Genomic DNA, 26,532 nt, shown 5'->3' on the forward strand with positions numbered 1-26,532 from the left:
GTCGAAGCTGGACATATCAACCTCGATTTACGGACGACCTACATGAGCGTCCGACAGGCATGCGCCCCTTTTAAACGCTAAAATCGCCGCCTCATTTAGCTGCTGAAGGACGCTGCCATGTCAGCGTTACGCTGGACGACGCTGGCGCTGCTTGCGCTTGGCTACGCCGTCGCATTCACTTACGGGCAACTCAGTGTGCCGGCCGTCGTCACCGTCGGCCTGCTGATCATGGCCGGGATCTGCGTCAGTCACTTTCACCACTGGGCGGTACACAGCGTCGGGCATCTGTTGTTCATCGCCCTGGCGTTGGGGCTCGCCAGCCACTGGTTACCGGGCTTTCTGAACGCCCGCGCCATCGCCGCCGTGCGCTTGAGCCCCGAAGCCGCACCGTTTTCCATGTTTCTTCATCTCGACAAGCCCCTGATCGGCATCTGGGTGGTGCTGGCCTGCCCGTGGGTGGTCTATCGGGCGACCGTCGCCCGCTCGGCGACAGTGACGGCCGTCGCGTTGATCCTGACCGCCACCGTGTGCCTGACCACTGCGGTCGAACTGGGTCTGGTCGCGTGGACACCCAAATGGCCCGCGCTGAGTGGCCTCTGGATGCTCAACAACCTGCTGTTGGTCACCTTGACCGAAGAGCTGTTTTTTCGCGGTTATATGCAGGGCGGCCTGACCCGACTGTTCAAGCGCTTGCCGTACCAGGACGTGATGGCCGTTGCACTGGCCTCAGCCGCGTTTGGCCTGGCCCATATGGGTGCCGGCTGGCAATGGGTGCTACTGGCCGGACTGGCCGGCATCGGTTACGGCATCGCCTACCGGCTGGGCGGTTTGAGCGCCGCTGTGCTGACTCATTTTGGCCTGAATCTGGTGCACTTCAGCCTGTTTACCTACCCGATGTTCGACCGGTGAAAGTCCCAGCGCGGCCCTCGGATTTAGTGATGCAGTTCACAAAAAACTCAATTTTTCACGCGCGGGGCCGATACCCGGTCAAAGCCTTCCCGGATAGATAGCTCATGCGCAATAACCAGCCCGTCACTCAACGCGACCGCACGTTTCCCGCTGATCAACGACTGATCTCCACCACTGACGCACGCGGCGTGATCACTTACTGCAACGATGCGTTCGTCGAGATCAGCGGCTATGCCTACGATGAGCTGCTCAAGGCGCCGCACAATACCGTGCGCCATCCCGATGTGCCGTCGGCTGTGTTCGAGCACATGTGGATGACCCTCAAAGCAGGTCAACCGTGGATGGGCATCGTCAAGAACCGTTGCAAGAATGGCGATCACTACTGGGTAAACGCCTACGTGACGCCGGTTTTTGAAAACAGGCAGGTGGTGGGTTTCGAATCGGTTCGCATCAAGCCCACGGCCGAGCAGATCAAACGCGCCGAAGCGCTGTACAAACGCCTGAACGCCGGCAAGGCGGCGGTACCCGGCCGCGACAAATGGTTGCCGGTCCTGCAGGACTGGCTGCCCTTCATTCTGGTCAGCCAGCTGAGTTTCCTGATCGGCGTCTGGCTCAACTCTCCATGGGGTTTCCTGGTGGCGGCCGTGCTGTCGGTGCCCTTGGGGCTGCTGGGCCTGAGCTGGCAGCAGCGTGGGCTGAAACGCCTGCTGCGGCTGGCCGAACAAACCACCTCCGACCCGCTGATCGCCCAGATGTACACCGACAGCCGAGGCCCGCAGGCACGGCTCGAAATGTCGATCCTCAGTCAGGAAGCGCGTCTGAAAACCTGCCTGACCCGCTTGCAGGACACCGCCGAACACCTGACCGATCAGGCCAGGCAGTCCGACCGCCTGGCGCAGGCCAGCTCCAGCGGTCTGGAACGTCAGCGCGTCGAAACCGAACAGGTGGCCACCGCCATCAACCAGATGGCGGCCACCACGCAGGAAGTCGCCAGCCACGTGCAGCGCACGGCCGAGGCCACGCAGCAAGCCAACACGCTGACCCGCCAGGGGCGTGACATCGCCAGCGAAACCCGCGAAGCGATTCAACGCCTGGCGACATCCGTCGGAGAAACCGGCGTAACCGTCACGCAACTGGCCAAGGACAGCGACGAAATCGGTGGCGTGGTCGATGTGATCAAAGGCATCGCCGACCAGACCAACCTGCTGGCCCTAAACGCCGCCATCGAAGCCGCTCGCGCCGGTGAAATGGGCCGCGGCTTCGCGGTCGTCGCCGATGAGGTTCGCCAACTGGCGCAACGCACCACCGCGTCCACCGCGCAAATCCACACCCTGATCGCCAAGCTGCAACTGACAGCCAACGCCGCCGTGCAGACCATGACCGTCGGCCGTCGCCAGGCGGAAGAAGGTGTGGAACGCGTGCTGGAAGCCGACAAGGCGTTGGTGGGCATCAGCGACGCGGTGGCCAACATTACCGACATGACGACCCAGATCGCCGCAGCCACCGAGGAGCAAAGCTCGGTGGCCGAGGAAGTCAGCCGCAACATCACCACCATCGCCCAACTGGCCGACCAGACCTCAGACGAAGCCCGCCGCTCCGCCACCCTCAGCGCCGAACTCACCACCACGGCCAATACCCAATACTCGCTGGTTGAGCGATTCAATCGGTAGATCCTGAAAGCCTGAAAAACGCCCCGGCAGATCGTGTTGCCGGGGTTTTTTTATGCCTCGGGTTTATCGGCGAGCGTGTGAGCTTACTTATTGAGCTAATCAAGACGCTCTTTTGCATCTTGAACGAGCACGTGCCCCCATAAATAATAACTATTCGAATGAGTGATCACGCTAATAAAATAATATTCATTCAGCAGCAATAAAAAATAAAGTGTGGCACTGGCCGGGAAATTAAAAAACGAAATCTCACCCGTACTTCTCAGTCAACCCACAAGAACTTAGGAAACATCTGTAATACCGATCTTACATATTTTCCCTGATATACCCCTATCCCCCCCCTGAAAGCCCGTAAACACTGCCCCAACCTCGCACCCCGGCATTTGCGCTCCCGGTCATCGATCTTGCCCAAGGCACGCTATTCATCCATAAACCTGCGCCTTCCATCAAGTTGACAGCAACAATTTTCGAATTGAACATGGCCTCCCAAGTGCTCTTCCTACGGCGCTGGTGGTGAAATCCGAACACGCCTTACATCAATAAAAATCAACGGAGTCAGTATGGGAAATGATGACGAACAGCAGCCTGACATCAGGCCGGACATCGATGCATCCCGTATGGAAAATAACAATAGCGAACAAGAAAAATGCACGTCTGCGGAGCCACCAGAAAAAGACCAGCAGGCCTCCAGGCATGCCAGCGGCTTCCCGTGGGCTCACGATGAACGTACTGATATGAAAACACCCAACTTGCTCGCGCCGTACCTGACAGGCGCCGACGCTGATAACGTGACGGCCGAGCAACTTATCAACGGCGTGTACGTCAACATCCCCCGCTCACGCAAACTGTGGAAAGGCGACCGGATTAAGTTGATTTGGGGCTACAACACGTTCTACACCACGCTGGAGCCCGACCGGCGAAGAAATGAGCCGCGCCTGGTTCAATACCTGAACAGTGAACAACTGGCCAATTACCAGGACGGACAGGTCCAGGTTCATTACGAGGTCATCCGCCGATCCCGGCTGGTGGGGGTGTCTGAGCGACTGATCGTCCATCTGCAAGCCGGTGGCCGGCCAAGGCCTGGACGGCGCCGCCGTTCGGTACGACGCAACCGCTTCTGAAAGAAAAAATCCCGGCCACATGACATGACCGGGATTCTTCAGGAACGGCTGAGGACGTTAGAACGCGACTTTCAGCCCCACGTTTGCCCCCCACGGCTGCTCGACATGCTTGCCTTTCATGTAATCAAAATCGGCGTGCAACTCAAGACGCTTGGACAGCGCCACCGAAACGCCCGCCCCCAGTTCTGTGCGCGAACCGAACAGACTGTTGTCAAAGCGAGTCTCGTTGACCTCGACATCGTTGCTGCGCGCGAACTCCTGAGCCATGGCCACCCGCACGTAAGGCTGCAGGACGCTGCCATCTTCAAGGGTGAAGTTTCGACCGGCCGTGGTGCCGAGCTTGCCCAGTACAGAGCGCGTCCGACCCGTCTTCGCCTCCAGCCCGTTATCCAGCGTGTAACGGTCACCCGCAATCCAGACGCTGGACAGTTGCGCGTAAGGTTCCACGAAGTAGTCATCGGACAGCTTGATGTGCTTGCCGACTTCCAGCGTCCCGCCCACAGCGCCATTGGTGTAATTACCCTTGGCCCTGGCGCCGTCACTCATCGCCACCTTGGATTCGTTGTGGAATTTGTTGAGCTTCAACGCGGCGTCCACGTAATAACCCTCATCCGACAGCCACGTACCGTAGCCGCCGATGTAGTAGCTGTTCACTTCGCCCGACGTGCCACGACTCATGTCCAGGTCGGACTTGCTGAAGCCGCCCATCAAACCTACCGACAACTGACCCGCGCCCACCGCCACCGGCGCATCGGCGCCAAACGACATGCCCTGCTGCTTCTGCCGGTAATCCAGACCGGAATCCAGCGACGCATTGAAGCGGTTGCCATAAGCACGTATCCAGCCGCCGCCCTGCTCCTGCCCACGTATCTCGCCCATGCGACTGCGCAACGTCGTCAACTCACTGTTCCAGATCGTCGGGCCAGCGTTGAACAGCGCCAATGCCGACTGAGTGGACGGGCTGATCACCTTGCCGGCGCTGACCACGAACCAGTCATCACCCTGACGCTCCAGGCCGTAGGAGTAGACGCCCAAGTCAGCCTTGCCCCCCACGAGCCCGAACTCCGCGTCACCGCCTTCAGTGTGGACGATGCGCAAGGCATCGAACGTCTCGGGGACGGCTTCGGTGCCGGTGTTCTGGACGTTGAGTTGATGGTGACCGAATGCCTGACCGTTGACGTTCAACAAGTCGCCGGTGCCGTTGTCCAGGTTGATGCGCATGTCGAAGGTGCCATTGCCGGCCAGTTCGTTAAGCGACAGGGTATTAAATCCGTCACCCGCAAAACTCACCCGGCCTCGCTCCAGCGTCAGGGTGTTCACATCACTGTCGCCCATCAGCTGCCACCGGGCACCGGCATTGATCCCCATCGTGTTGACATTGAAGACGTTGCCGGTCAGCTCGGCGCCATTGCTCATCACGACATCCAGGGTGCTCCCGTCCTGTGCGAACAGATTGCCGGTGAGGCGGCTGTCATCCACTTTGAGGTCCAGCTTGCTGCTGTCGTACACCTCGACCAGGTTGCCGTTGCCGGCGAGCAACGATGTGTCGTTTTTGAGGGTGATGTCGGCGATAGCGCCTTGGCCACGCAAGCCGACGAGTTTGATGGCAGGACCGGCGAGCCCCTGGATGACGGAGTGATCGACATCAATGTAGCTGGGGTTGTTTGGAACGATGCCCTCCCCAGGCAAACTGGAGGCTGCCTTGATCCTCATCCCAATGTCATCGCCTTTGATCAAGCTGCTGTCATTGATCGTGATCCGTGACCCATTGGCGTCAATGCCCGTTCCATCGCCTTGGGAACCGCGCGATCCGATGACTTCAGTACGGGCCAACGATAATGTGCTTTCGCCCACCTGCACTCCGAACCCTACACCGGAGATAAAGCTATTGATAATGGTCGCATTTGATCCTAGGGCGGTCCCGCCACCGCCGATTCCCAATACTCGTAAAGCGATTCCACTCGCGCTGATGATGCGAGCATTATTGGCGGTCAACCTGCTTCCGTTCAGAAGAAGGGCTGCGGAGCCTACTGGCACCGGCATAAAGCCGTCATCTACCACTCCACCGTTAATGTTAACCGTCGCCAAAGTGGCGTCGATGGCTCTCACCGAGGCTGCATTAACGTTCAGTACCGAGTTGGGATGTAGTACATACTTAAGCCACGTTGATGTATCCACATTCGTTGGGACCCCTGGCTCTACAATGACAGGCTCCGGAGTGCCAGATTTTGATTTTTCCTCTGCAACCGCATGTTCGACCGAGGTGATACTGCACAGTATGCCCAGCGCGGTTAGCGTGCTTATGCTTTTCAGTGTGTACTGCCTGCTCACCTTTGACTCTCCATTCACGTTAATTCAATGAGAGTTTGAAGTGTCTTTTTTTAACCTGGGCGTGTAGCAGCGACATACGCAATAAGCGCTTTCCTGTTTTTAGGTAATAATTTTCCTACATTAAAACCGCAAAAGCCTAATGCCTCTGTCTCATGCGCCATAAATATTTACCGCACACTTGACAGAGATACAGTTACCCGATTAGTTCGGTGACAGATGGGCGCGAAGCGCCCATCCAAATCACGGTGGAAACCGCGTAGTTCATTGGATTTTGATATGCCGATGAAACACGGGGCGTCTGCTAACCGTTACTTTACGAGGACACTTATCATGGCTCATGACGACAAAACTTCAAACACCTCCGAAAATCGCCCGCAACCGCGCATCGGACTAGCGGTGCCCACAGTTCCGGGGACTGACCCGATTGACGGCCTGTTGCCTGTTTCACGATTGGGCGAACCGCTAAAAATGCACTTGGTAGCATGGGCCGAAGCACTGTCACCCGACACTTACCAGCTAATGTGGAACGGAACCCCGCTCGAGCCCATCAAGATCATTGGTAACGATGGCATACCGGGTGGTCCGTTGACTCTGGATATTCCCGCGTCGCTATTAATAGAGGGTATACACCAAGCGCAATACTTGGCAGGGAACAGTATAGGTGGCGTAGGAAGCCTTTCGCCAGCCACCCCTGTCATCGTCGACCTCACCGCCCCAGGCGGCCCTCTTTTGGAATCTTTGATCTTCCCTCAGCATGCCAATGCACTGAGTCAGCAAGCCATCGCCCACATGGACGGCACGCTTACCGCCAGACTCCCCATCTATTTAGATGCCAAATGGGGCGATGTGATCTGCACCTACTGGGACGAGCAACCAGGCCCAATGCACACGGTGCAAGCCGAAGAACTCCCTGCGGGCCACATCAGCATGAGCTTCGATCAGACCTTCCTTGAGCAGTTGGCGGACGGTGAGGTGAAGGTCACCTACACCGTCACCGACCGCGCCGGGAACGTGTCAGTGGTGTCGCAACCCGCCGTGATCAAGCTGAACCTCAAAAACCAGCCGGGCGATCTGTTGCCACCCGTGGTGCCACAGGCTCAGGACGGGCTGATCGACAATACTGACGCCCGGCGCGGCGTGCAGGTCCAGATTCCGTCGTATACCCATGCTCAATCCGGCGATGCGGTGAGGGTGTCCTGGGAAAATCAGGTTTTGGGCGAGTACACACTGACCGCCGAGCAAGCACAGCAAACGCCCATGATGATTGTGTCGGTCCCCTACGCCACGCTGATCAGCGCCGGCGACGGCGACCTCACGGTCAACTATCAAGTGATCCGCGACGGCCAGTTGCAAGCCTCGTCCCCGGACCTAAAGGTCAAGGTGCACATCCGCCTGCCCGGCCCCCAGGATGCTTCACCCGAGACGTTGATTAACGAAGCCCTCGCCACCCCGGTGATCAAAGGCAAAAGCGACCACCCCAATCGCGAAGACAACCTGCTGGATGAAGACGACTACCTGCTCAACGCCGACGCGGTGATTGCCTGGCAAGAGACGTTCAAAGCGTGCGATCAGATCAACCTGTTCTGGGGCACCTGCCCCGTGCCCATCGTTCACGTGCTCAATCAAAATGACCTCGATGCTGCACGGGACGTGGTGATGTGCGTGCCAAACCGCATGATCGTCGATGAAGGTGTGTGCAAGGCCATTAATGTCCGCTACACCGTGACCCATCCCGGCAACCCCAACACGGCTTACTCACCGAGCCAATCGGTACGAGTGATCTGCCGTGCGCAGTTGCCAGGCGGAGAAGATGTGCTTGCAGCTCCACTATTTGCCGAGGTGGATAACAGCAATACGTTGACGCCCAGCATTGAGTCCGACATCACCTCGCTCATTATCAAGCCATACAGAAACATGCGGGTGGGGGATCAGGTCAGGATTTCATTCGCAGGTTTCGACGACTTTGCAGGGGGACAACTCATCGAAGCCGCAGCAACAGCACTTCAACAGACGGTAACGGAGGCGGATTTACTTCAGGGCATTATGTTTAGTATCCCGACCGCACTGTTGAGCGCTATACAGGTTGGCCGTGCCGAAGCCCGATACAACATCGAAAACGCGTATGGCGTTGCGCACTCATTAAAAGCAGATGCCTATGTCGATTACCGACCAACTGCACCGCAATGCGTGTTAGAAACGAGCCAAATGTAGGAAAATTCTTAATTGATGTAGGATTCACCCAACTAACTAACACGAATAAAATAATTATTTACCGCAAATCATTGACACGAACCAGACAGTACGATTAGTTGAAAACTCGATCACAGAATAGGCTTTCATCAAGAAAGTCAGTGATCGTAATATTCAACAATTGCGCTCGACACTGGCGTGCATCATGCAAGTTCAATACAGCGGCCATTCATTTAAGGACGACGTCCCTGGCTGCTTAAAATATGGAGAAGTACCATGTGTAATTCACGCAAAAACCGTTCACTGATTAGCCGCGTTCGTTCGCAGAAACATGCATTAAATATTCCGGTTATTCCGCTGGCAGATCCCATTGATGGGCTGTTGACCCTGCAAGACTTACTGCAACCCATCACGATGTCGCTGACGGTCTGGGACGAAGCGCTGCCAGGCGATACTTATCAGCTGAGTTGGAATGGAACCGCGCTCGACCCAATCAAGATCATTGGCAACGATGACCTGCCAGGGGATCCGTTGACGCTGGACGTTCCTGCGTCCCTGTTGATCGAAGGCACTCACGATGCGCAGTACCTGGCAAGGGACACCTCGGGTGGGGTAGCAAACCCCTCTCCAGCCACCCCCATCATCATCGACCACACCGCCCCCGGTGGCGACCTGCTCGCGGCGCTGGTATTCCCACCCGTCACGCAGGACGGCATGCTCACCTCCGAAGAGCTGACAGCGCTGGGCAACGTCCTGGTCGCTGAGGTGCCGGGGTATACCGGCATCGCCTGGGGCGATCAGATCCGCTCGTTCTGGGGTTCGGTGCCGGGGCCGGAGCATACGGTGATCCCGGAAGAAGTGAGCATGAACCGGGTGATGCTGTCGTTCTCTCGGACCTTTCTGGAAAGCCTGGGGGATGTCACCGATCCGGTGTATTACGTGGTGACGGACCGCGCGGGCAATGAGTCGATTCACTCGCTGCCCAAACGCTTCCGCCTGTTCCTGCGCGCCGTGCCTGGGGACTTCCCGGCGCCGCTGTGTGCGCAAGCCGACGATTCGGTCATCGACGACGCCGACGCCCGCGCTGCAGTGCTGGTGGAGATTCCCAAGTACCCGGACGCGCAGCCCGGCGACAAAGTCATGCTGTACTGGGGCGACACGGCGATGCCGGAAGCCACGCTGGTGCCTGGTGACGAAACGCACAACCCGATTTTCGGGATCAACGTGCGTTACCCGGTCATTGCCCTGCCGGGTGATGGGCCGGTGACGCTGCGCTACGAAGTGCGCCGCGGCGGTACGTTGATCGGCAGCTCCCTGCCGCTGGACGTCGACGTCTACCTTGAGCTGCCGGGCCCGCAGGATCCTGACCCGGAGACGCCGGACAACGAAAGCCTCGCGCTGCCGGTCATCCAGGGCACCAGCGGTAACCCCAACAACGACGACAACGTTATCGATGAAGACGACTTCCTCCTCGAGGCCAAAGCCATCATCGGCTGGAGGGATGAGTTCGTCACCAGCGACGTCATCCGCCTGTACTGGGGATCGCAGGCAACCCCGGTGGTGTTTCCGATCAAGTCGACGGATCTGAACAGCGACCTGGTCCTGACCATTCCCAATCAACTGATGATCAATGAAGGCTCGGGGGACCAGATCAAGGTCTTCTACACCGTCACCCACAGCGGCAACCCGAACACCTCCCGCTCTGCCGCACAGGGTGTGGCGGTGAGTGCCAAAGGCGATCTGCCGGGGGGCGTCGATGGCCTGGATGCGCCGATCTTCACCAACGCCAACGAGAACAACGCCATCAGCCCGATTCTCAGCCCGGACGGTACGCCGATTCATATCGCGCCTTACGAGAACATCGAAAAGTATCCGCGCGTCACGCTGGTGTTCCACGGTTACAACGCCGCCAACGGCAATACACCGGTTCCGGGTGCAAGTGTTGAGCACAGTCATGTATTCGATGAGTTCGAAATGGTCTCGGGCTACGACTTCCGCATCACGGATAAACAACTTCGCCTGATCTGCACCGGCCGTGCAGAGGCTTATTACAAAGTTGAAGGCCCTAACGGTCCGGTGAACTCCAGAACAGCACCGGTACTGATCCGCATGGCCATCCCTGGGGAAGGCTGCTGATTGATACAAGGCGAGTCTCAGGACTCGCCGCTTCCAACAAAAAAAGGACATCTCATTATGGAAACTACAAATCGAGCGCTATTGCCTGCGCCTGCAATGCAAAACCTGCACGACCCGAGCGGCATCGGATACGCCGATACATTGGACCCTCACGTTCCACTGTTTGTAAGAGTCGGGCCCTACGTCACCATTGCAGCGGGCGACCTCATTGATCTTTATTGCAATGACACATTGGTTACCCAATACACAGTAAGGCAGGAAGACCTGACACCCGAAACACCCTCTTTTGTCGTCTTGCCCCTTGATCAAACATTCATTACGCCAGAAAACATCACCCTGTTCTATACCGTCACAGAGCCCATTGGCGGATTGCAGAATGCGTCATTGCAGGCGGTCGTTCCGGTCAAACTCAGCCTGCCGGGAGGCACCGACACCAATCCCGCCACGCCGTGGGAGAACGAAGCACTGGCTCTGCCTCGTGTTTCGCCAGAAGGGATCATCTCTTCGCCGGACGGCGTCAGCGTCGAGATCGCGCCCTACTTGAACATGAGCCTCGGGGACACGGTCACGCTGTCCTGGAACGGCCAATTCCTGCGCAGGGAAATCAAACTCCCTGAAGAAGTCGGGCAAGCACTGACCCTACCGGTCCCGAAAGAAATCATCGAACTGGCGGGCGACTCGGAAATGATCGAGGTGCGCTACGAGGTACGCGACGTGGTGAACAACTGGTCGCGCTGGTCGCTGGCCACTTACGTCAACGTCGAAGCCGGGCAATCGAAGCTGTCGGCGCCTGTCGTTCCCCAGGCCCCGAACATGGAACTGGACCTGGATGCATTGTCCGGCGCGGCGGTCCAGGTGCTGGTGCTGTCGCAACCTGAAATCGAGGTGGGCGACACGGTCATGCTGCGGGTTGAACGCAGCACGGCAGAAGGCCTGGATCTTGAGACGTACAGCGCGTCCACCACCCTTGAGAATGTCGGTAGCTTTGTCGATTTTCTCGTGCCTAACGAGCAGTTTCAGCCCATTGCCCAAGGTCGTGCCCGGCTCAAGTACAGCGTGAGCAAACCCAACGGCGACCTTCTGCGCTCCAAAACCCTGCCGTTGAAGGTCATCGGTAACGCCATGGAGCTGGATGCGCCGCGGATTCGGGCCGCGGAAAACAATAATGGCGTGCTGGATCCCACCGCCACGAACGTGCTCGTGGAAGTGCCGCCTTATTACTTCATGGCGGACGGTAACGACGTGAACATGGTCTGGATGGGCAAATCCGCGACCGGCGCCAATGTCATGCATGAGGAACTGAAAAACCTCAACAGCAGTGACATTGGCAACCCCGTCAACTTCCTGATCCCGGACAATAAAGTCAGCGCGCTGGCGGGCGGCACACTCGAGGTTTATTACACCGTGACGACGTTCGCCCGGGCGTTCTTCAAATCTCCGGTGTTGCAACTGCCGGTCGGGGACGACAGCAGCGTCGCACTGCCCGCCCCGACAGTCGACGGGGTTGGGAGTGACGGAGTGCTGGACCCCGAACTCATCGTGCTGGAAGCCATCGTCCGGGTAGCACCTGATGCCCTGCAACTGGGTGACACCGTGACGCTCCATTGGGACGGACAAGGCTCCAGCGGGACGTATACCGATTCAACCGTTATCAACGGCGGGACCGTCGGCAAAGAGGTGATCTTCAGGGTCGGCAAAGGTTACGTCGACGCGAATACCAACAGCACCGTGGATGTCTGGTACGAGGTGGCCAGGAGCAATCAACGTTTTTTGTCTGAGCAACTAAGTTTCTCCGTCGGCAACATTGTTTACCCGACCCTTCCGACACCCGCCATCAAAGAAGCCGTTGCCGGAAGCCTCGATCCCGCATTGGCCCCTGACGGCGCAACGCTGATCATCGCCGCAGACGCCGATCTGCGCGAAGGCGAAAAAATCACCGCCCACTGGAACGGCCCCAAGGGCAGTGATACCCGCGAAACCGTCATCAGCGCCGAACAAGCTGGCAAACCCGTGGAGGTGGTCTTCGCCGCCGCGTTGGTCAGCATCAACGATGGGCAGACCGTGGACGTCTCGTACAGCGTCACTCGCGCCAGCGGCACTGTTCAGGAGTCGGAGGTCTTTGCGTTGAAGATTCAAAGCGCAGCCCTGGAATTACCGGCGCCGACGATGGATACGGTGGGCGCCGACGGTGTGCTGAGGCCATCACTGATTCCAGAGTCGGGCGCCATCGTGCGGGTCGGGTATCGCGGCATGCAGGCCGGGGACACGATCGTGGTGCGCTGGAGCGGCGCGTCGTCCGAGGACCTGCCATCGCAGACGGCAGGGAGCGAAACACAGCTGCTGTTTACGTTGCCCAAGGCGCTGATCACCGCCACCGAAGGCGGCACGGCATCTGTGCTGTACAGCGTGAATCGTGACGGCGTGGAGCGTGAGTCGGAGCAGCTGGCGCTGACGGTGACATCGGCATTGGAGTTTGATACATCGCCAGTGGTCCTCCCCGGCAAAATCTACCTCCTGCCCGCCCACCCGGATTTGCTCCCCGCCTTCCCCACCGGCACCACCGTCACGCGGGTCGCCAGCGGTGGACGACCGCCGTATACCTACAGCAGCAGCGACCCGAAAGTGGCGCAGGTAGACGCGAACGGTCTGACCTCGGTGCGCAGCAATGGCGTGGCGACCATCACGGCCAGCGATGCGGGGGGTGACAGTAAAAGCTACAGCGTCACGGTCAACGGCGTGGTGGAGTGTCATGGCGTCGGCCAGGGCAATTACACGCAAATGGCCAATGCCGCTTCGCGGATCGGCGGACGGGTTCCGAGCATCCACGAATTGGTCGAGGTCTATAACGCCTACGGCAGCCGCTGGCCCATGGGCAACAGCACCTATTGGTCGTCCACGGTGGCCAAGGATCTATTGGGCGCCAAGTGGTACTACGTGAAAAACATGGTGTCCGGCGGCAACTTCAAGTTGCTGCACATCAACGCCAGCAATGGTGTCGCGATTCGCTAGGCAACCGGCTCATGCGTGCTCGGCGCACGCATGAGCCAACTCTCCAGTCACGCCAACAAACGCGCGGCGATCTGCTGCGCGACATCCTGCAGGCAGCTGTCGTAAGTGACCCCGGATGATTTCAGCGGCTTGAGATCATGATTGGCGGTGGGCAGCCACAACACATCGATTGCGCTGGACAGCGCGTAACCTTCCACCGCTTGCCGATTACCCAAGGCGTCCTTTTCGCCCTGGACGATCAGGGTCGGGGTTTTCAAATCGGCCAGATGCGCCACCCTGGGCTTCTCCGGCTTGGCCGCGGCGTAGAACGGGTAGCCGAGGCACACCAAGGTGTGCGCCTGAAGCTCGTCGGCCACCAGACTGGCCATCCGTCCGCCCATGGATTTGCCGCCGATCGCCAGGCGACCCTTCAGCGTGGGCCGCACCGTGTGTACCACGTCGCGCCAGCATTCCAGTAGCTTGGGCTGCGGATTCGGCGGGCGTTTGCGGCCGTCGATCCGGCGTTGAGCCATGTGGGGGAATTCAAACCGCAAGACGCCCACACCCTGCTCGGCGAGGCGCCCGGCCATGTCGTTCATGAACTCGCTGTCCATGGGGGCGCCTGCGCCATGGGCAAGGATCAATGTCGCCAGCGCGCCGTCGCGGACGTTGCGGGGCGGGTTCCACAGCCAACCGCGTTGCGTCGCCAGGTCGGCCAATGGGTCAGTATCGCTGCTGGTATCTAACGTTTTGCTCACATATGCCTCGCTGTTGATGCTGTTGGATGCGCCTGTGCGCGAGTATGCCGCATCGTGCGCGCGGCTCGACAGCCTCGGTTCAGCTGCACCGGCGTACGCTGGCCTGGCACTTCGGATAAAGCACTGAAGCCATGGGCGCCCCAACCCGCATGCAACCGGGCGGTTCCATTTTCAAGACGTTTGCTCCGCCGCCGCCGACTCTTCGTTACGGTCGCCAGGATCATTTGCCTGCTCAGGCCAGATTTTTTGGGCAGTGATAAAGTGCAATGCGTAACGTCTTTTGTATACAAACGCTAATACAAACCTCCTCCCAGCGCTCAACGAAACTGGGAGGAGTAACGTTTCAGCCACGTCTGGAACCATCGAACACTGTGCCTCGCAATGGGGCACAACGCTGTTGATGTGCAGCGCGACCTCGTGTCGCAGTCAGCTGCAGATGACTTCCCATGCCCGCCATTCAACGCTAAGCTGGCCCCCGCCACCGATCGGGCAGCGGGTGCCTGCGGATGCGATGAGCTGGTGATTTGGGGACTTTGTCTGGATGCTTACAGACCCGGTATGTAGCCGAATCAGGCGAATCTTGTATCCACAATCCGGTTTAATTTGCCCCCATTCACTTGCTTGACTGGAACGCATTGCGACGTCAGGACTGTTTCCGGGCGCACATGCACACCGTCGGCAACACGTCGCCCAGCGCTCATTGCGTTGCAAAGCGTCTACGCTTTACGGGTACTGCATCCCGTGGTTTACCCATAATAAATAGCCAAACCGTGGAACCGTAGAAATGAGCACAGCAATCAGTCCGACTGCTTATAACTATAAAGTGGTCCGCCAGTTCGCCATCATGACGGTGGTCTGGGGGATTCTGGGCATGGGGCTCGGCGTCTTCATCGCCTGCCAACTGGTATGGCCTGATTTGAATTTCGGTCTGCCGTGGACCACATTCGGACGGTTGCGACCGCTGCACACCAACCTCGTGATCTTCGCGTTCGGCGGCTGCGCACTGTTCGCCACCTCCTATTACGTGGTGCAGCGCACCTGCCAGACGCGGCTCATTTCCGACGGCATGGCCGCCTTCCACTTCTGGGGCTGGCAAGCCGTCATCCTCGCCGCCATCGTCACCCTGCCGCTGGGCTACACCACCACCAAGGAATACGCCGAGCTGGAATGGCCGATCGCGATCCTGCTGGCAGTGGTGTGGATCACCTATGGGGCGGTGTTCTTCGGCACCATCGTCAAGCGCAAGACCAAGCACATCTACGTGGGTAACTGGTTCTACGGCGCCTTCATTGTCGTGACAGCCATGCTGCACATCGTCAACCACATCTCGCTGCCGGTCAGCTTCTTCAAATCCTATTCCGCCTACTCGGGCGCCACCGACGCCATGATTCAGTGGTGGTACGGGCACAACGCGGTGGGTTTTTTCCTGACCACCGGCTTTCTCGGGATGATGTATTACTTCGTGCCGAAACAGGCCGAACGCCCGATCTATTCCTATCGCCTGTCCATCGTCCATTTCTGGGCGCTGATCACCCTGTACATCTGGGCCGGCCCGCACCATCTGCACTACACCGCGCTGCCGGACTGGGCGCAGTCGCTGGGCATGGCCATGTCCATCGTCCTGCTGGCACCCAGCTGGGGCGGGATGATCAACGGCATGATGACGCTTTCCGGCGCATGGCATAAATTGCGCACCGACCCGATCCTGCGCTTCCTTGTCGTGTCCCTGGCGTTCTACGGCATGTCGACGTTCGAAGGGCCGATGATGGCGATCAAGACCGTCAACTCCCTTTCCCACTACACCGACTGGACCATCGGACACGTCCACGCCGGCGCATTGGGCTGGGTGGCGATGATTTCCATCGGTGCGCTGTATCACATGATCCCCAAAGTCTTCGGCCGGCCGCAGATGCACAGCATCGGCCTGATCAACACCCACTTCTGGCTGGCGACCATCGGCACCGTGCTGTACATCGCTTCGATGTGGGTCAACGGCATCACGCAGGGCCTGATGTGGCGGGCGATCAACGACGACGGCACCCTCACTTATTCCTTCGTCGAAGCCCTGCAAGCCAGCCATCCGGGTTACATCGTCCGCGCCCTGGGCGGGGCGTTCTTTGCCAGCGGCATGCTGTTCATGGCCTACAACGTGTTCCGGACGGTGCACGCCTCCGACCCTGAAGAAGCCGAAGCCGCCGCGCAGATCGCCGTCGTGGGGGCGCACTGATGATCAGACACGAAACCCTTGAGAAGAACATCGGATTGCTGTCGATCTTCATGGTCATCGCGGTGGCGGTGGGCGGGTTGACGCAGATCGTGCCGCTGTTCTTCCAGGACGTGACCAATAAGCCGGTCGAGGGCATGAAGCCCCGCCCTGCGCTGGAGCTCGAAGGCCGCGACGTGTTCATCGCCAACGGCTGCGTGAGTTGCCATTCGCAGATGATCCGGCCGTTCCGCGCTGAAACCGAACGCTACGGGCACTACTCGGTGGCGGGCGAAAGCGTCTGGGATCACCCCTTTCTCTGGGGCTCCAAACGCACCGGCCCGGACCTGGCGCGGGTCGGCGGCCGCTACTCCGATGACTGGCACCGGGCGCACCTGTACAACCCGCGCAACGTGGTACCGGAATCAAAAATGCCGGCGTATCCGTTCCTGGTGGAGAACCGCCTCGACGGCAAGGAAACGCCGAAGAAAATGGAAGTCCTGCGGGCCCTGGGCGTGCCGTACAGCGATGAAGACATCGCCGGTGCGACAGCGGCGGTCAGTGGCAAAACCGAGATGGATGCGCTGGTGGCCTACCTGCAGGGCCTGGGCACGCTCATCAGGAGCAAACGGTGATGGCGATGGATATCGGAACCATTCGAGGGCTCGGCACATTGGTGGTAATGGTGGCATTCATCGGCCTGGCGTTGTGGGTCTTCAGCCCGCGCCGCAAAGCTGAATTCGACGACGCGACCCTGTTGCCGTTTGCCGATGACCCCGAGGCCATCAAACAACTGGAGCAGGCAAAGGCGGCCAGGAGCAACAAGCCATGAGCACGTTCTGGAGCCTGTACGTCACCGTCCTCACCCTGGGCACGATTTTCTGCCTGAGCTGGTTGTTGTTTGCCACTCGCAAGGGCCAGCGTGCCGACACCACCGATGAAACGGTCGGCCATTCGTTCGACGGCATCGAGGAGTACGACAACCCGCTGCCCAAATGGTGGTTCATGCTGTTCGTCGGCACCATCGTCTTCGCCCTGGGCTATCTGGTGTTGTACCCGGGCCTGGGCAACTGGAAAGGGCTGCTGCCGGGCTACGATTACGTCGATAACGACAAACAGGTGCAGTTCTCCAACGGCGAACAAGGCTGGACCGGCGTGCATGAATGGGAAAAGGAAATGGCCCGTTCGGACGCCCGCTTCGGCCCGATTTTCGCCAAATTCGCTGCCATGCCCATCGAAGACGTCGCCCGGGACCCGCAAGCGCTGAAAATGGGCGGCCGGCTGTTTGCCTCCAACTGCTCGGTGTGCCACGGCTCCGACGCCAAAGGCGCGTACGGCTTCCCCAATCTGACCGACGCCGACTGGCGCTGGGGCGGCGAGCCGGAAACCATCAAGACCACCATCATGGGCGGCCGCCATGCGGTAATGCCCGCCTGGGGCGACGTCGTTGGCGATCAAGGCGTGCGCGACGTGTCGGCCTTCGTCCTGACCCAGCTGGACGGCCGCCAGCTGCCAGCGGAGGCGAAAGCCGACCCGGCCGCCGGGCAGAAGATCTTCGCCGCCAACTGCGTCGCCTGTCATGGGCCGGAGGGCAAAGGCACCGTTGCCATGGGCGCCCCCGACCTGACTCACCCCGGCGCCTTCATCTACGGCTCAAGCTTCGCCCAGCTGCAACAGACCATCCGCTACGGCCGCCAGGGCCAGATGCCGGCGCAGGAACAGTTGCAGGGCAATGACAAGGTTCATTTGCTGGCGGCGTATGTGTACAGCCTTTCTCATGGGGAGAAGGCGACAGACGATAGTCAGTAACTGGATAAGGTAGGTCCCATGAGTGCCGACACATCAGCTGTTGAACGTAAGCTTGAAACACCTTGAACAACAGGCCTCAGTACAATCGACATTCCTAGAAAGCCCGGACACGCTATGACAACAAGCCAGCGGTCCAATGATCCACAGGGAGTCATATGACTGAAAAAAAAGAGAAAACCACGCCGCCCCAGAATATTGATGCCAACACCATCGCCGAGCTGCTCGCGATGCCAGATGGAGAGAATATCGACCTTGACTCGGAGCTTGATCGAGTTACGCGCGCCCCAAGACGGCGTCAACAGGATTTTTCCTGAGTCAGGCTACTGGAGTTTTGCCCAGACCCAGTCGCAATTCTAACCCTCTGCCCTGAGCTGTGGCGCTAGCCCATGCTAAAACCCAGGCGCCCCTACCCCCAACGCTCCGCGTGAAGTCGGGGTGGCCGCAGAGCCTGTGGTTCTCTGGGCAGAATCGGCATGGAGTCAGGCAAGTGTCCGTCTCTATCGACTAACGTCAAAACAGTAACATTTTCGGCATCAGAGCGACTCAATGACCCCGACCGGCACGCACTGGCCGGGGCACTTTTCCACCGCCGTGGGATGCACCGATGAGCAACCAGATTCCGGTACACAACGTCACGCCGCCGGCGAAGAAAGACGGTGACACGGTCGACCTCTACGCCTCTCGGGAAAAGATCTACACCCGGGCGTTCACCGGTCTTTTTCGCAACCTGCGCATGGGCGGCGGCGCGTTGTTGTTTGCGCTGTATTTCGGCACGGTCTGGCTGGACTGGCGCGGGCATCAGGCAGTCTGGTGGAACCTGCCGGAGCGCAAGTTCTATATTTTCGGCGCCACGTTCTGGCCCCAGGATTTCATTCTGCTGTCGGGCATTCTGATCGTCAGCGCCTTCGGGCTGTTCTTTATCACCGTGTATGCCGGGCGTGTCTGGTGTGGTTACACCTGCCCGCAGAGCGTGTGGACGTGGGTTTTCATGTGGTGCGAAAAGGTCACCGAAGGCGACCGCAACCAGCGGATGAAGCTCGACAAAGCCCCCATGACGGCCGGCAAGTTCACGCGCAAGCTGGCCAAGCACGGCCTGTGGCTGCTCATCGGGTTCGTCACCGGCCTGACCTTTGTAGGCTACTTCTCCCCCATTCGCGAGCTGGTCATCGAATTCTTCACCGGGCAGGCCGATGGCTGGTCGTATTTCTGGGTCGGCTTTTTCACCCTCGCGACCTACGGCAACGCGGGCTGGCTGCGCGAGCAGGTGTGCATTTACATGTGCCCGTACGCGCGTTTTCAAAGTGTGATGTTCGACAAGGACACGCTGATCGTGTCCTACGACCCACGCCGTGGCGAGAAACGCGGGCCGCGCAAAAAAGAACTGGACTACAAGGCCCACGGGCTAGGCGATTGCATCGATTGCACTATGTGCGTACAAGTCTGCCCCACCGGCATCGACATCCGCGACGGCCTGCAAATCGAGTGCATCGGCTGCGCGGCCTGCATCGACGCCTGCGACACCATCATGGACAAAATGGCCTACCCGCGCGGGCTCATCAGCTACACCACCGAGCACAACCTGTCCGGGCAGGTGACCCACACACTGCGTCCGCGCCTGATTGGCTATGCCGTGGTGCTGCTGGCAATGATCGGGTTTCTGGTGGGGGCGTTTTTCATGCGCTCGCTGGTGGGTTTCGACGTCAGCAAAGACCGCGTGCTGTACCGCGAGAACGCCGAAGGCCGCATCGAAAACGTCTACAGCCTGAAAATCATGAACAAGGACCAGATCGACCACACCTACCTGCTTGAAGCAACCGGGTTGCCGGACCTCAGGCTGCAAGGCCGGCGTGAGATCAAGGTGGCCGCCGGGGACATCCTCACGCAGCCGGTGGAGCTGTCGGCGGCGCCGGAGCGGCTGCCGTCCAGCGCCAATGAGGTGACGTTCATCCTGAGAGACGCCGACGACAGCGGCACAGAAATACAGGCCAAGAGCCGATTCATTGGCCCGCAAGTACGCTGAGAGAACTTCGCCATGCCCGCAGCAACCGCTTCAAGCCCATGGTACCGGCATCTGTGGCCGTGGATCATCGTCGGCATTCTTGCCTGCTCGGTCACGTTGACCCTGACGATGGTGACCATCGCGGTGAATAACCCGGACAACCTGGTCAACGACAACTATTACGAAGCCGGCAAGGGCATCAACCGCGCCCTGGACCGCGAGCTGCTGGCGCAGACCCTCACGTTGCGTGCGACGGTGCACCTGGACGACGTGACCGGCGAAGCCGATGTGCGCCTGACCGGCAACAGCCAGCCGCCGACCCTTGAGCTGAACCTGATATCACCCACCCAGCCCGGGAAGGATCGCAAGGTCCTGCTCAGCCTCAGCGGTTCGCCATCCGGTCGCTATGTCGGCCAGTTGAATGACAAGGTGCAAGGTCGTCGCTTCGTCGAACTGTTGGGGGTCGAGAACGGCCAGACCTGGCGGATGTTCGAGGAGGAAGTAGTCAGCCACGACCAGGACCTGATGCTGGGTGACGAACCGCTGCAGGGCGCGGAAGATGTGAAGCGGTGAGTGGACGGCCCATGACCCAACCCACCCCCTGCTACCACTGCGCCCTGCCCGTCCCGCCCGGCAGCCGGTTCACGGCGAGCATCCTCGGCGAACGCCGCGAGCTGTGCTGCCCCGGTTGCCAGGCGGTGGCGCAGGCCATCGTTGCGGGTGGGCTGGACGGTTACTACCGGCACCGCAGCGAAACCTCGGCCAATCCCGAGACACTGCCGGCACAGCTCGCCGACGAATTGCAGCTCTACGATCGCGCCGACGTGCAAGCCCCGTTCGTGCGCCACGACCACGCGTTTGCCGAGACCACGCTGATGATGGAAGGCATCAGTTGCGCGGCCTGCGGCTGGTTGATCGAGCGTCATTTGCGGGCGATGCCGGGGGTCGATCAAGCGCGGCTGAACCTGTCCAATCATCGTCTGCACGTACGCTGGGTCGACGCTGACCTGCCGCTGAGCACCTTGCTTGGCGAGCTGCGCGCCATCGGTTACGCCGCCCATCCCTACCAGCCCGACAAAGCTGCGGAACAGCTGGCCGCCGATAACCGCCGGGCATTGCGTCAACTGGGCGTGGCCGGGTTGCTGTGGTTCCAGGCGATGATGGCGACCATGGCCACCTGGCCCGAATTCAGCATCGACCTCAGCCCGCAGATGCACACCATCCTGCGTTGGGTGGCGATGTTTCTGACCACCCCCATCGTGTTCTACAGCTGTGCCCCGTTTTTCAAAGGCGCCCTGCGCGACCTGCGCACCCGTCACCTGACCATGGACGTCTCGGTGTCGCTGGCCATCGGTGCCGCGTACCTGGCTGGCATCTGGACTGCCATCAGCGGCGTCGGCGAGCTGTATTTCGACGCTGTCGGGATGTTTGCCCTGTTCCTGCTGACCGGCCGATACCTGGAGCGCCGCGCCCGGGAACGCACCCTGGCCGCCACCGCCCATCTGGTCAATCTGCTGCCGGCGTCGTGCCTGCGGCTGGACACGCACGGCCAGAGCGAACGGATCCTGCTGGCGCAACTCCGGCTCGACGACCAGGTGCTGGTGCAGGCCGGCGCCGTGTTGCCCGCCGATGGCGAGATCATCGATGGTCACTCCAGCGTCGATGAATCCCTGCTGACCGGCGAGTACCTGCCGCGCCCGCGCCGGGTGGGGGATGCCGTTACCGCCGGCACGCTGAACGTCGACAGTGCCCTGACGGTGCGGGTTACCGCGCTGGGCCACGACACGCGATTGTCGGCCATCGTCCGCCTGCTGGAACGCGCGCAATCGGAGAAACCAAGGCTCGCCCAACTGGCCGACCGAGCGGCGCAGTGGTTTCTGCTGGTGTCGCTGCTCTTTGCCGCGGTGATCGGCGTGTTGTGGTGGCAGATAGATTCGTCCCGCGCATTCTGGGTGGTGCTGGCGATGTTGGTGGCGACCTGCCCTTGTGCCTTGTCGCTGGCCACACCGACTGCCCTCACCGCCGCCACCGGCACGCTGCACAGGCTGGGGCTGCTGTTGACCCGGGGCCATGTGCTCGAAGGGCTGAATCAGATCGACACGGTGATCTTCGACAAGACCGGCACGCTGACCGAAGGCCGCCTGACCCTGCGCGCCATCAGGCCGCTGGCGAACGTGAACAGCGACGACTGCCTCGCGCTGGCGGCCGCCTTGGAAAACCGTTCCGAACACGCCATTGCCCGCGCCTTCGGCCGTGCGCCGGTCGCCGCTCACGACGTCGTCAGCACCCCCGGCCTTGGGCTGGAAGGCGTGGTGGCGGGCCGCCGACTGCGCATCGGCCAGCCTGCGTTCGTCTGCCAGCTCAGCGGTTGCCCGGTTGCGCCCATGCCGGATGAGCCCGGGCAATGGTTGCTGCTGGGCGACGAAACCCAGCCGCTGGGGTGGCTGGTGCTGGACGATCGCCTGCGTGACGATGCCGCTGCACTGGTGCAGGCCTGCAAAGCCCGCGGCTGGAACGTGCTGCTGCTCTCGGGCGACAGCTCGCCGATGGTGGCCAGCGTGGGCGCGCAATTGGGTATCGATGACGTGCGCGGCGGGTTGCTGCCGGATGACAAGCTGGCGGTGCTGCGTCAACTGCAGGCCACCGGGCGCAAGGTGCTGATGCTCGGCGACGGGGTCAACGACGTACCCGTGCTCGCGGCCGCCGACATCAGCGTGGCCATGGGTTCGGCCAACGATCTGGCCAAGACCAGCGCCGACGCGGTGCTGCTTTCCAATCGCTTGCAGGCACTGGTGGAGGCCTTCAGTCTCGCCCGAAGAACCCGCCGGATCATCGTCGAGAATCTGCTGTGGGCCGGGTTCTATAATGGCCTGATGTTGCCGTTTGCGGCGCTCGGCTGGGTCACGCCTCTGTGGGCGGCAGTCGGGATGTCCATCAGTTCGCTGACGGTGGTGCTCAATGCGCTGCGTTTGACGCGGGTGAAGGGGCTCTCACGCCCTGTAGCCGATAAGCTGTCGGGCCGTCACATCCAGACGCTGGCCACCTGAGCATGCACAGGATTTCGGAGGGGTTATGCCCGCGCTCTACATCATGATCCCCGCCGCGCTGCTGATCGTGGCGGCCGCGATTTATATCTTCTTCTGGGCCGTGGACAGCGGCCAGTACGACGACCTGGACAGCCCGGCCCACAGCATTCTGTTCGACGATCAGGACCCCAATCACCAGGCTGGCGTGGACGAAGCGTCCGGTAAAACACCGCTGCCCGCCGTGGACAAGCAGCGATCTCATGAATGAGTTATCGGTAGTAAGGCCATCGCGGGCAAACGCGCTCCTACAAAGGATCCCACTTCACTGCAGGAGCGCGCTTGCCCGCGATGGCGTCGGCACGGGCGGCACATATGTCTGACCTGCTCCCCCAGCTCGCCTCAGCCCTGATCCTCGGCCTGCTCGGCGGCGGCCATTGCCTGGGCATGTGCGGCGGCCTGATGGGCGCGCTGACCCTGGCGATTCCCAAGGAACAACGCAGCCGCCGGTTGCGCTTGATGCTGGCGTACAACCTGGGGCGCATCCTCAGTTATGCCTGCGCTGGCCTGCTGATCGGACTGGCCGGCTGGGCGGTGGCCAACAGCCCCGGCGCCATGATCCTGCGCGTGGTCGCGGCGCTGCTGCTGATCACCATGGGCCTGTACCTGGCCGGGTGGTGGAGCGGCCTGACCCGCATCGAAAGCCTGGGCCGCGGCCTGTGGCGGCACATTCAACCGGTCGCCAGCAAACTGCTGCCGGTCTCCAGCGTGCCCCGCGCCCTGTTGCTGGGCGGGATGTGGGGCTGGCTGCCGTGCGGGCTGGTTTACAGCACGCTGCTCTGGTCGGCGAGCCAGGGCAATGCGCTGTACAGCGCGCTGCTGATGATCGCGTTCGGGGTGGGCACCTGGCCGGTCTTGCTGGCGACGGGCCTGGCGGCGGAGCGCACCACGGCGCTGCTGCGCCAGCGTGGCATTCGGGTGGCAGGCGGCCTGTTGGTGATCGTGTTCGGCCTGTGGACCCTGCCGTTGCCTCATCCGCACTGGCTGATGGGGCATTGATCCAGATCAATAGCCCGGCATCGCGGACGCCCTAGACTGACCGCCACTGCCAGCCTTTCCGGGAACGCTCCCATGCTCGACGACCTTCGCTGGGATTCCGACCTCATCGACCGCTACGATCTGTCGGGGCCGCGTTACACCTCCTACCCCACCGCCATCCAGTTTCACACGCAGATCGGCGCGTTTGACCTGCTGCACGCGCTGCGCACCAGCCGCATCGCCAAACGCCCGTTGTCGCTGTACGTGCACATCCCGTTCTGCGCCAACATCTGCTACTACTGCGCCTGTAACAAGGTCATCACCAAGGACCGTGGCCGCGCGCAGCTTTACTTGCAGCGCTTGCAGCAGGAGATCGAGCTGCTGGCCTGTCACGTGGACCCGGGCCAGGTCGTCGAGCAGCTGCATTTCGGGGGCGGCACGCCGACCTTCCTCAGCCATGCCGAACTGCGCCAGTTGATGGCCCACCTGCGCCGGCATTTCACCCTGCTGGACGATGACACCGGCGACTACAGCATCGAGATCGACCCGCGGGAAGCCGATTGGTCAACCATGGGCCTGCTGCGCGAACTGGGCTTCAACCGCGTCAGCCTCGGCGTGCAGGACCTGGACCCGGAAGTGCAACGGGCGGTCAACCGGTTGCAGAGTCGGCACCAGACCCAGGCCATCATCGATGCCGCGCGCACGTTGCAATTTCGCTCGGTGAACATCGACCTGATCTACGGCCTGCCCCGGCAGACGCCGGAAGGCTTCGCTCGCACGGTCGACGACATCATCGAGCTGCAGCCGGATCGCCTGTCGGTGTTCAATTACGCGCACCTGCCGGAGCGCTTCATGCCCCAACGGCGCATCGACGGCGCCGACCTGCCCACGCCCGAAGACAAGCTGCGGATGCTCCAGCGCTCCATCGAGCAACTGACCGGCGCAGGCTATCGCTACATCGGCATGGACCATTTCGCCTTGCCCGACGATGACCTGGCGATTGCTCAGGAAGAAGCCTCCCTGCACCGCAATTTTCAGGGCTACACCACCCACGGCCATTGCGACCTGATCGGCCTTGGCGTGTCGGCCATCAGTCAGATCGGCGACCTCTACACGCAGAACAGCAATGACCTGAACGATTACCAGAGCCAGCTCGCCAGCAACCAACTGGCCACCAAGCGAGGCCTGCGCTGCAATGTCGATGACCGGCTGCGGCGGGCAATCATCGGCCAATTGATTTGCCACTTCAGCCTGGATTTCGCGACGGTGGAACGCTCGTTCTCCATCGTCGTTCAGGATTATTTCGCTGACGTGTGGCCTCGGCTATTGAACATGGCCGAAGACGGCTTATTGAATATCGATGCGCGCGGGATCCAGGTCACCCCGGCGGGCCGGTTGTTGATACGCGCGATCTGCGGGGTGTTCGATGCCTACCTGAACGTCAGCCATCGTCAGCTATTTTCCCGAGTGATCTAGGAGACGGCGCTACTAACAGCAGGACTTACGACAGCGCCATGGAAGGCGCATGCTGTTCGACTGTAGGAACAGTGCGTTACCCTTACGACTTATGTGTGTTTTCTTACAAGGAATTCTCGATGCCTGAGCCAGTGAAACTGCGCGCTCATACCCAGGCCCATTGCAAGGATTGCAGCCTGGCCCCGTTGTGCCTTCCCCTTTCACTGAACCTGGAAGACATGGATGCCCTGGACGATATCGTCAAGCGCGGCCGTCCGTTGAAAAAAGGCGACTTCCTGTTCCGCCAGGGTGACCGATTCGACTCGGTCTACGCCGTGCGCTCCGGCGCCCTGAAAACCTTCAGCCTCAGCGATGGCGGCCAGGAACAGCTCACCGGCTTTCACCTGCCCAGCGAGCTGGTCGGCCTGTCCGGCATGGACGCCGAGGCCTATCCGGTGTCAGCGGTGGCGATGGAGACTACGTCGGTGTGCGAAATCCCTTTCGAACGTCTGGACGAATTGTCCGTGCAGCTGCCGCAATTGCGACGTCAACTGATGCGGGTGATGAGCCGGGAAATCCGCGATGACCAGCAAATGATGCTGCTGCTGTCGAAGAAGACCGCCGATGAGCGCATTGCCACGTTTCTGGTCAATCTGTCGGCGCGGTTCCGGGCTCGGGGGTTTTCCGCCAACCAGTTTCGCCTGAGCATGTCGCGCAACGAGATCGGCAACTACCTGGGCCTGGCGGTGGAAACGGTGTCACGGGTGTTTACCCGGTTTCAGCAGAACGAACTGATCGCCGCCGAGGGCAAGGAAATCCGCATCATCGACCCGATCCAGCTGTGCGCATTGGCAGGTGGTTCTCTGGAAAGCTGATGCGTGGGACGTCGGGCAGGCTTAGACTAG

21 protein-coding genes are annotated in these 26,532 nt (G+C 60.5%); 19 read left to right on the forward strand and 2 right to left on the reverse strand.

Annotated elements, in window-relative coordinates; translation table 11 throughout:
• Window positions 1-117: 117 nt before the first annotated feature.
• The 3 genes from ABQX22_RS19715 (at window position 118) to ABQX22_RS19725 (ending at window position 3,697) form a co-directional block, all read left to right on the forward strand.
• Window positions 118-909, forward strand: a complete 792-nt coding sequence (locus tag ABQX22_RS19715; protein ID WP_349801532.1) for a CPBP family intramembrane glutamic endopeptidase — start codon at window positions 118-120, stop codon at window positions 907-909.
• A gap of 104 nt (window positions 910-1,013) precedes the next feature.
• Window positions 1,014-2,579, forward strand: coding sequence for a methyl-accepting chemotaxis protein (locus tag ABQX22_RS19720; protein ID WP_349801533.1), 1,566 nt, complete (start codon window positions 1,014-1,016; stop codon window positions 2,577-2,579).
• A 557-nt stretch (window positions 2,580-3,136) separates the two neighbouring features.
• Window positions 3,137-3,697 (forward strand): hypothetical protein, encoded by a 561-nt coding sequence (locus ABQX22_RS19725; RefSeq protein ID WP_349801534.1) that lies wholly within the window; start codon window positions 3,137-3,139, stop codon window positions 3,695-3,697.
• A gap of 57 nt (window positions 3,698-3,754) precedes the next feature.
• Here the strand turns inward: ABQX22_RS19725 and ABQX22_RS19730 are convergent, their stop codons facing one another.
• Window positions 3,755-5,410 carry an autotransporter outer membrane beta-barrel domain-containing protein gene (locus tag ABQX22_RS19730; protein WP_349801535.1) on the reverse strand — a complete coding sequence of 552 codons (1,656 nt, stop codon included), beginning with the start codon at window positions 5,408-5,410 and terminating at the stop codon, window positions 3,755-3,757.
• Here ABQX22_RS19730 and ABQX22_RS19735 point away from each other — a divergent pair.
• From ABQX22_RS19735 to ABQX22_RS19750, 4 genes are all read left to right on the forward strand, one after another.
• Window positions 5,400-6,059, forward strand: a complete 660-nt coding sequence (locus ABQX22_RS19735) for a hypothetical protein (RefSeq protein WP_349801536.1) — start codon at window positions 5,400-5,402, stop codon at window positions 6,057-6,059. The genes ABQX22_RS19730 and ABQX22_RS19735 overlap by 11 nt on opposite strands.
• Before the next feature lie 299 nt (window positions 6,060-6,358).
• Window positions 6,359-8,239: a hypothetical protein gene (locus tag ABQX22_RS19740; RefSeq protein ID WP_349801537.1), complete on the forward strand. Its 1,881-nt coding sequence runs from the start codon at window positions 6,359-6,361 to the stop codon at window positions 8,237-8,239.
• A gap of 255 nt (window positions 8,240-8,494) precedes the next feature.
• Complete coding sequence (locus ABQX22_RS19745) at window positions 8,495-10,354, forward strand: hypothetical protein (protein ID WP_349801538.1); 1,860 nt, start codon at window positions 8,495-8,497, stop codon at window positions 10,352-10,354.
• Between the two features lie 57 nt (window positions 10,355-10,411).
• Window positions 10,412-13,363 (forward strand): hypothetical protein, encoded by a 2,952-nt coding sequence (locus ABQX22_RS19750; protein ID WP_349801539.1) that lies wholly within the window; start codon window positions 10,412-10,414, stop codon window positions 13,361-13,363.
• Window positions 13,364-13,410: 47 nt separating this feature from the next.
• Here the strand turns inward: ABQX22_RS19750 and ABQX22_RS19755 are convergent, their stop codons facing one another.
• The gene (locus ABQX22_RS19755) at window positions 13,411-14,100 is read right to left on the reverse strand and encodes an alpha/beta family hydrolase (RefSeq protein WP_349801540.1); all 690 of its coding nucleotides are present in this window, start codon (window positions 14,098-14,100) and stop codon (window positions 13,411-13,413) included.
• Between the two features lie 784 nt (window positions 14,101-14,884).
• Here ABQX22_RS19755 and ccoN point away from each other — a divergent pair.
• From ccoN to fnr, 12 genes are all read left to right on the forward strand, one after another.
• Window positions 14,885-16,327 (forward strand): cytochrome-c oxidase, cbb3-type subunit I, encoded by a 1,443-nt coding sequence (ccoN, locus tag ABQX22_RS19760; RefSeq protein WP_349801541.1) that lies wholly within the window; start codon window positions 14,885-14,887, stop codon window positions 16,325-16,327.
• Window positions 16,327-16,938 carry a cytochrome-c oxidase, cbb3-type subunit II gene (gene ccoO, locus ABQX22_RS19765; protein WP_441005313.1) on the forward strand — a complete coding sequence of 204 codons (612 nt, stop codon included), beginning with the start codon at window positions 16,327-16,329 and terminating at the stop codon, window positions 16,936-16,938. Before ccoN ends, ccoO begins: the two co-directional genes overlap by 1 nt.
• Window positions 16,939-16,943: 5 nt before the next feature.
• Window positions 16,944-17,135 (forward strand): cbb3-type cytochrome oxidase subunit 3, encoded by a 192-nt coding sequence (locus ABQX22_RS19770; protein ID WP_349801542.1) that lies wholly within the window; start codon window positions 16,944-16,946, stop codon window positions 17,133-17,135.
• Window positions 17,132-18,112, forward strand: coding sequence for a cytochrome-c oxidase, cbb3-type subunit III (gene ccoP, locus ABQX22_RS19775; protein ID WP_349801543.1), 981 nt, complete (start codon window positions 17,132-17,134; stop codon window positions 18,110-18,112). The genes ABQX22_RS19770 and ccoP overlap by 4 nt, the downstream gene beginning before the upstream one ends.
• 155 nt (window positions 18,113-18,267) lie before the next feature.
• Entirely contained in the window at window positions 18,268-18,426 is a 159-nt protein-coding gene (locus ABQX22_RS19780; RefSeq protein WP_349801544.1) for a hypothetical protein, read from the forward strand.
• A gap of 290 nt (window positions 18,427-18,716) precedes the next feature.
• A complete protein-coding gene (gene ccoG, locus ABQX22_RS19785; protein ID WP_349801545.1) occupies window positions 18,717-20,132 on the forward strand; it encodes a cytochrome c oxidase accessory protein CcoG in 1,416 nt (471 codons plus the stop codon).
• Between the two features lie 12 nt (window positions 20,133-20,144).
• Window positions 20,145-20,684, forward strand: coding sequence for a FixH family protein (locus ABQX22_RS19790; protein WP_349801546.1), 540 nt, complete (start codon window positions 20,145-20,147; stop codon window positions 20,682-20,684).
• Between the two features lie 11 nt (window positions 20,685-20,695).
• Complete coding sequence (locus tag ABQX22_RS19795) at window positions 20,696-23,158, forward strand: heavy metal translocating P-type ATPase (protein WP_349801547.1); 2,463 nt, start codon at window positions 20,696-20,698, stop codon at window positions 23,156-23,158.
• Window positions 23,159-23,183: 25 nt separating this feature from the next.
• The gene (gene ccoS / locus ABQX22_RS19800) at window positions 23,184-23,405 is read left to right on the forward strand and encodes a cbb3-type cytochrome oxidase assembly protein CcoS (RefSeq protein ID WP_349801548.1); all 222 of its coding nucleotides are present in this window, start codon (window positions 23,184-23,186) and stop codon (window positions 23,403-23,405) included.
• A 104-nt stretch (window positions 23,406-23,509) separates the two neighbouring features.
• Entirely contained in the window at window positions 23,510-24,193 is a 684-nt protein-coding gene (locus tag ABQX22_RS19805; protein WP_349801549.1) for a sulfite exporter TauE/SafE family protein, read from the forward strand.
• 72 nt (window positions 24,194-24,265) lie between these two features.
• A complete protein-coding gene (hemN, locus tag ABQX22_RS19810) occupies window positions 24,266-25,648 on the forward strand; it encodes an oxygen-independent coproporphyrinogen III oxidase (RefSeq protein WP_349801550.1) in 1,383 nt (460 codons plus the stop codon).
• 119 nt (window positions 25,649-25,767) lie between these two features.
• Complete coding sequence (gene fnr / locus ABQX22_RS19815; RefSeq protein WP_349801551.1) at window positions 25,768-26,502, forward strand: fumarate/nitrate reduction transcriptional regulator Fnr; 735 nt, start codon at window positions 25,768-25,770, stop codon at window positions 26,500-26,502.
• The last annotated feature ends 30 nt before the right edge of the window (window positions 26,503-26,532 follow it).

Source organism: Xanthomonas sp. WHRI 1810A, from assembly GCF_040202885.1.
Classification (GTDB): Bacteria; Pseudomonadota; Gammaproteobacteria; order Pseudomonadales; family Pseudomonadaceae; genus Aquipseudomonas.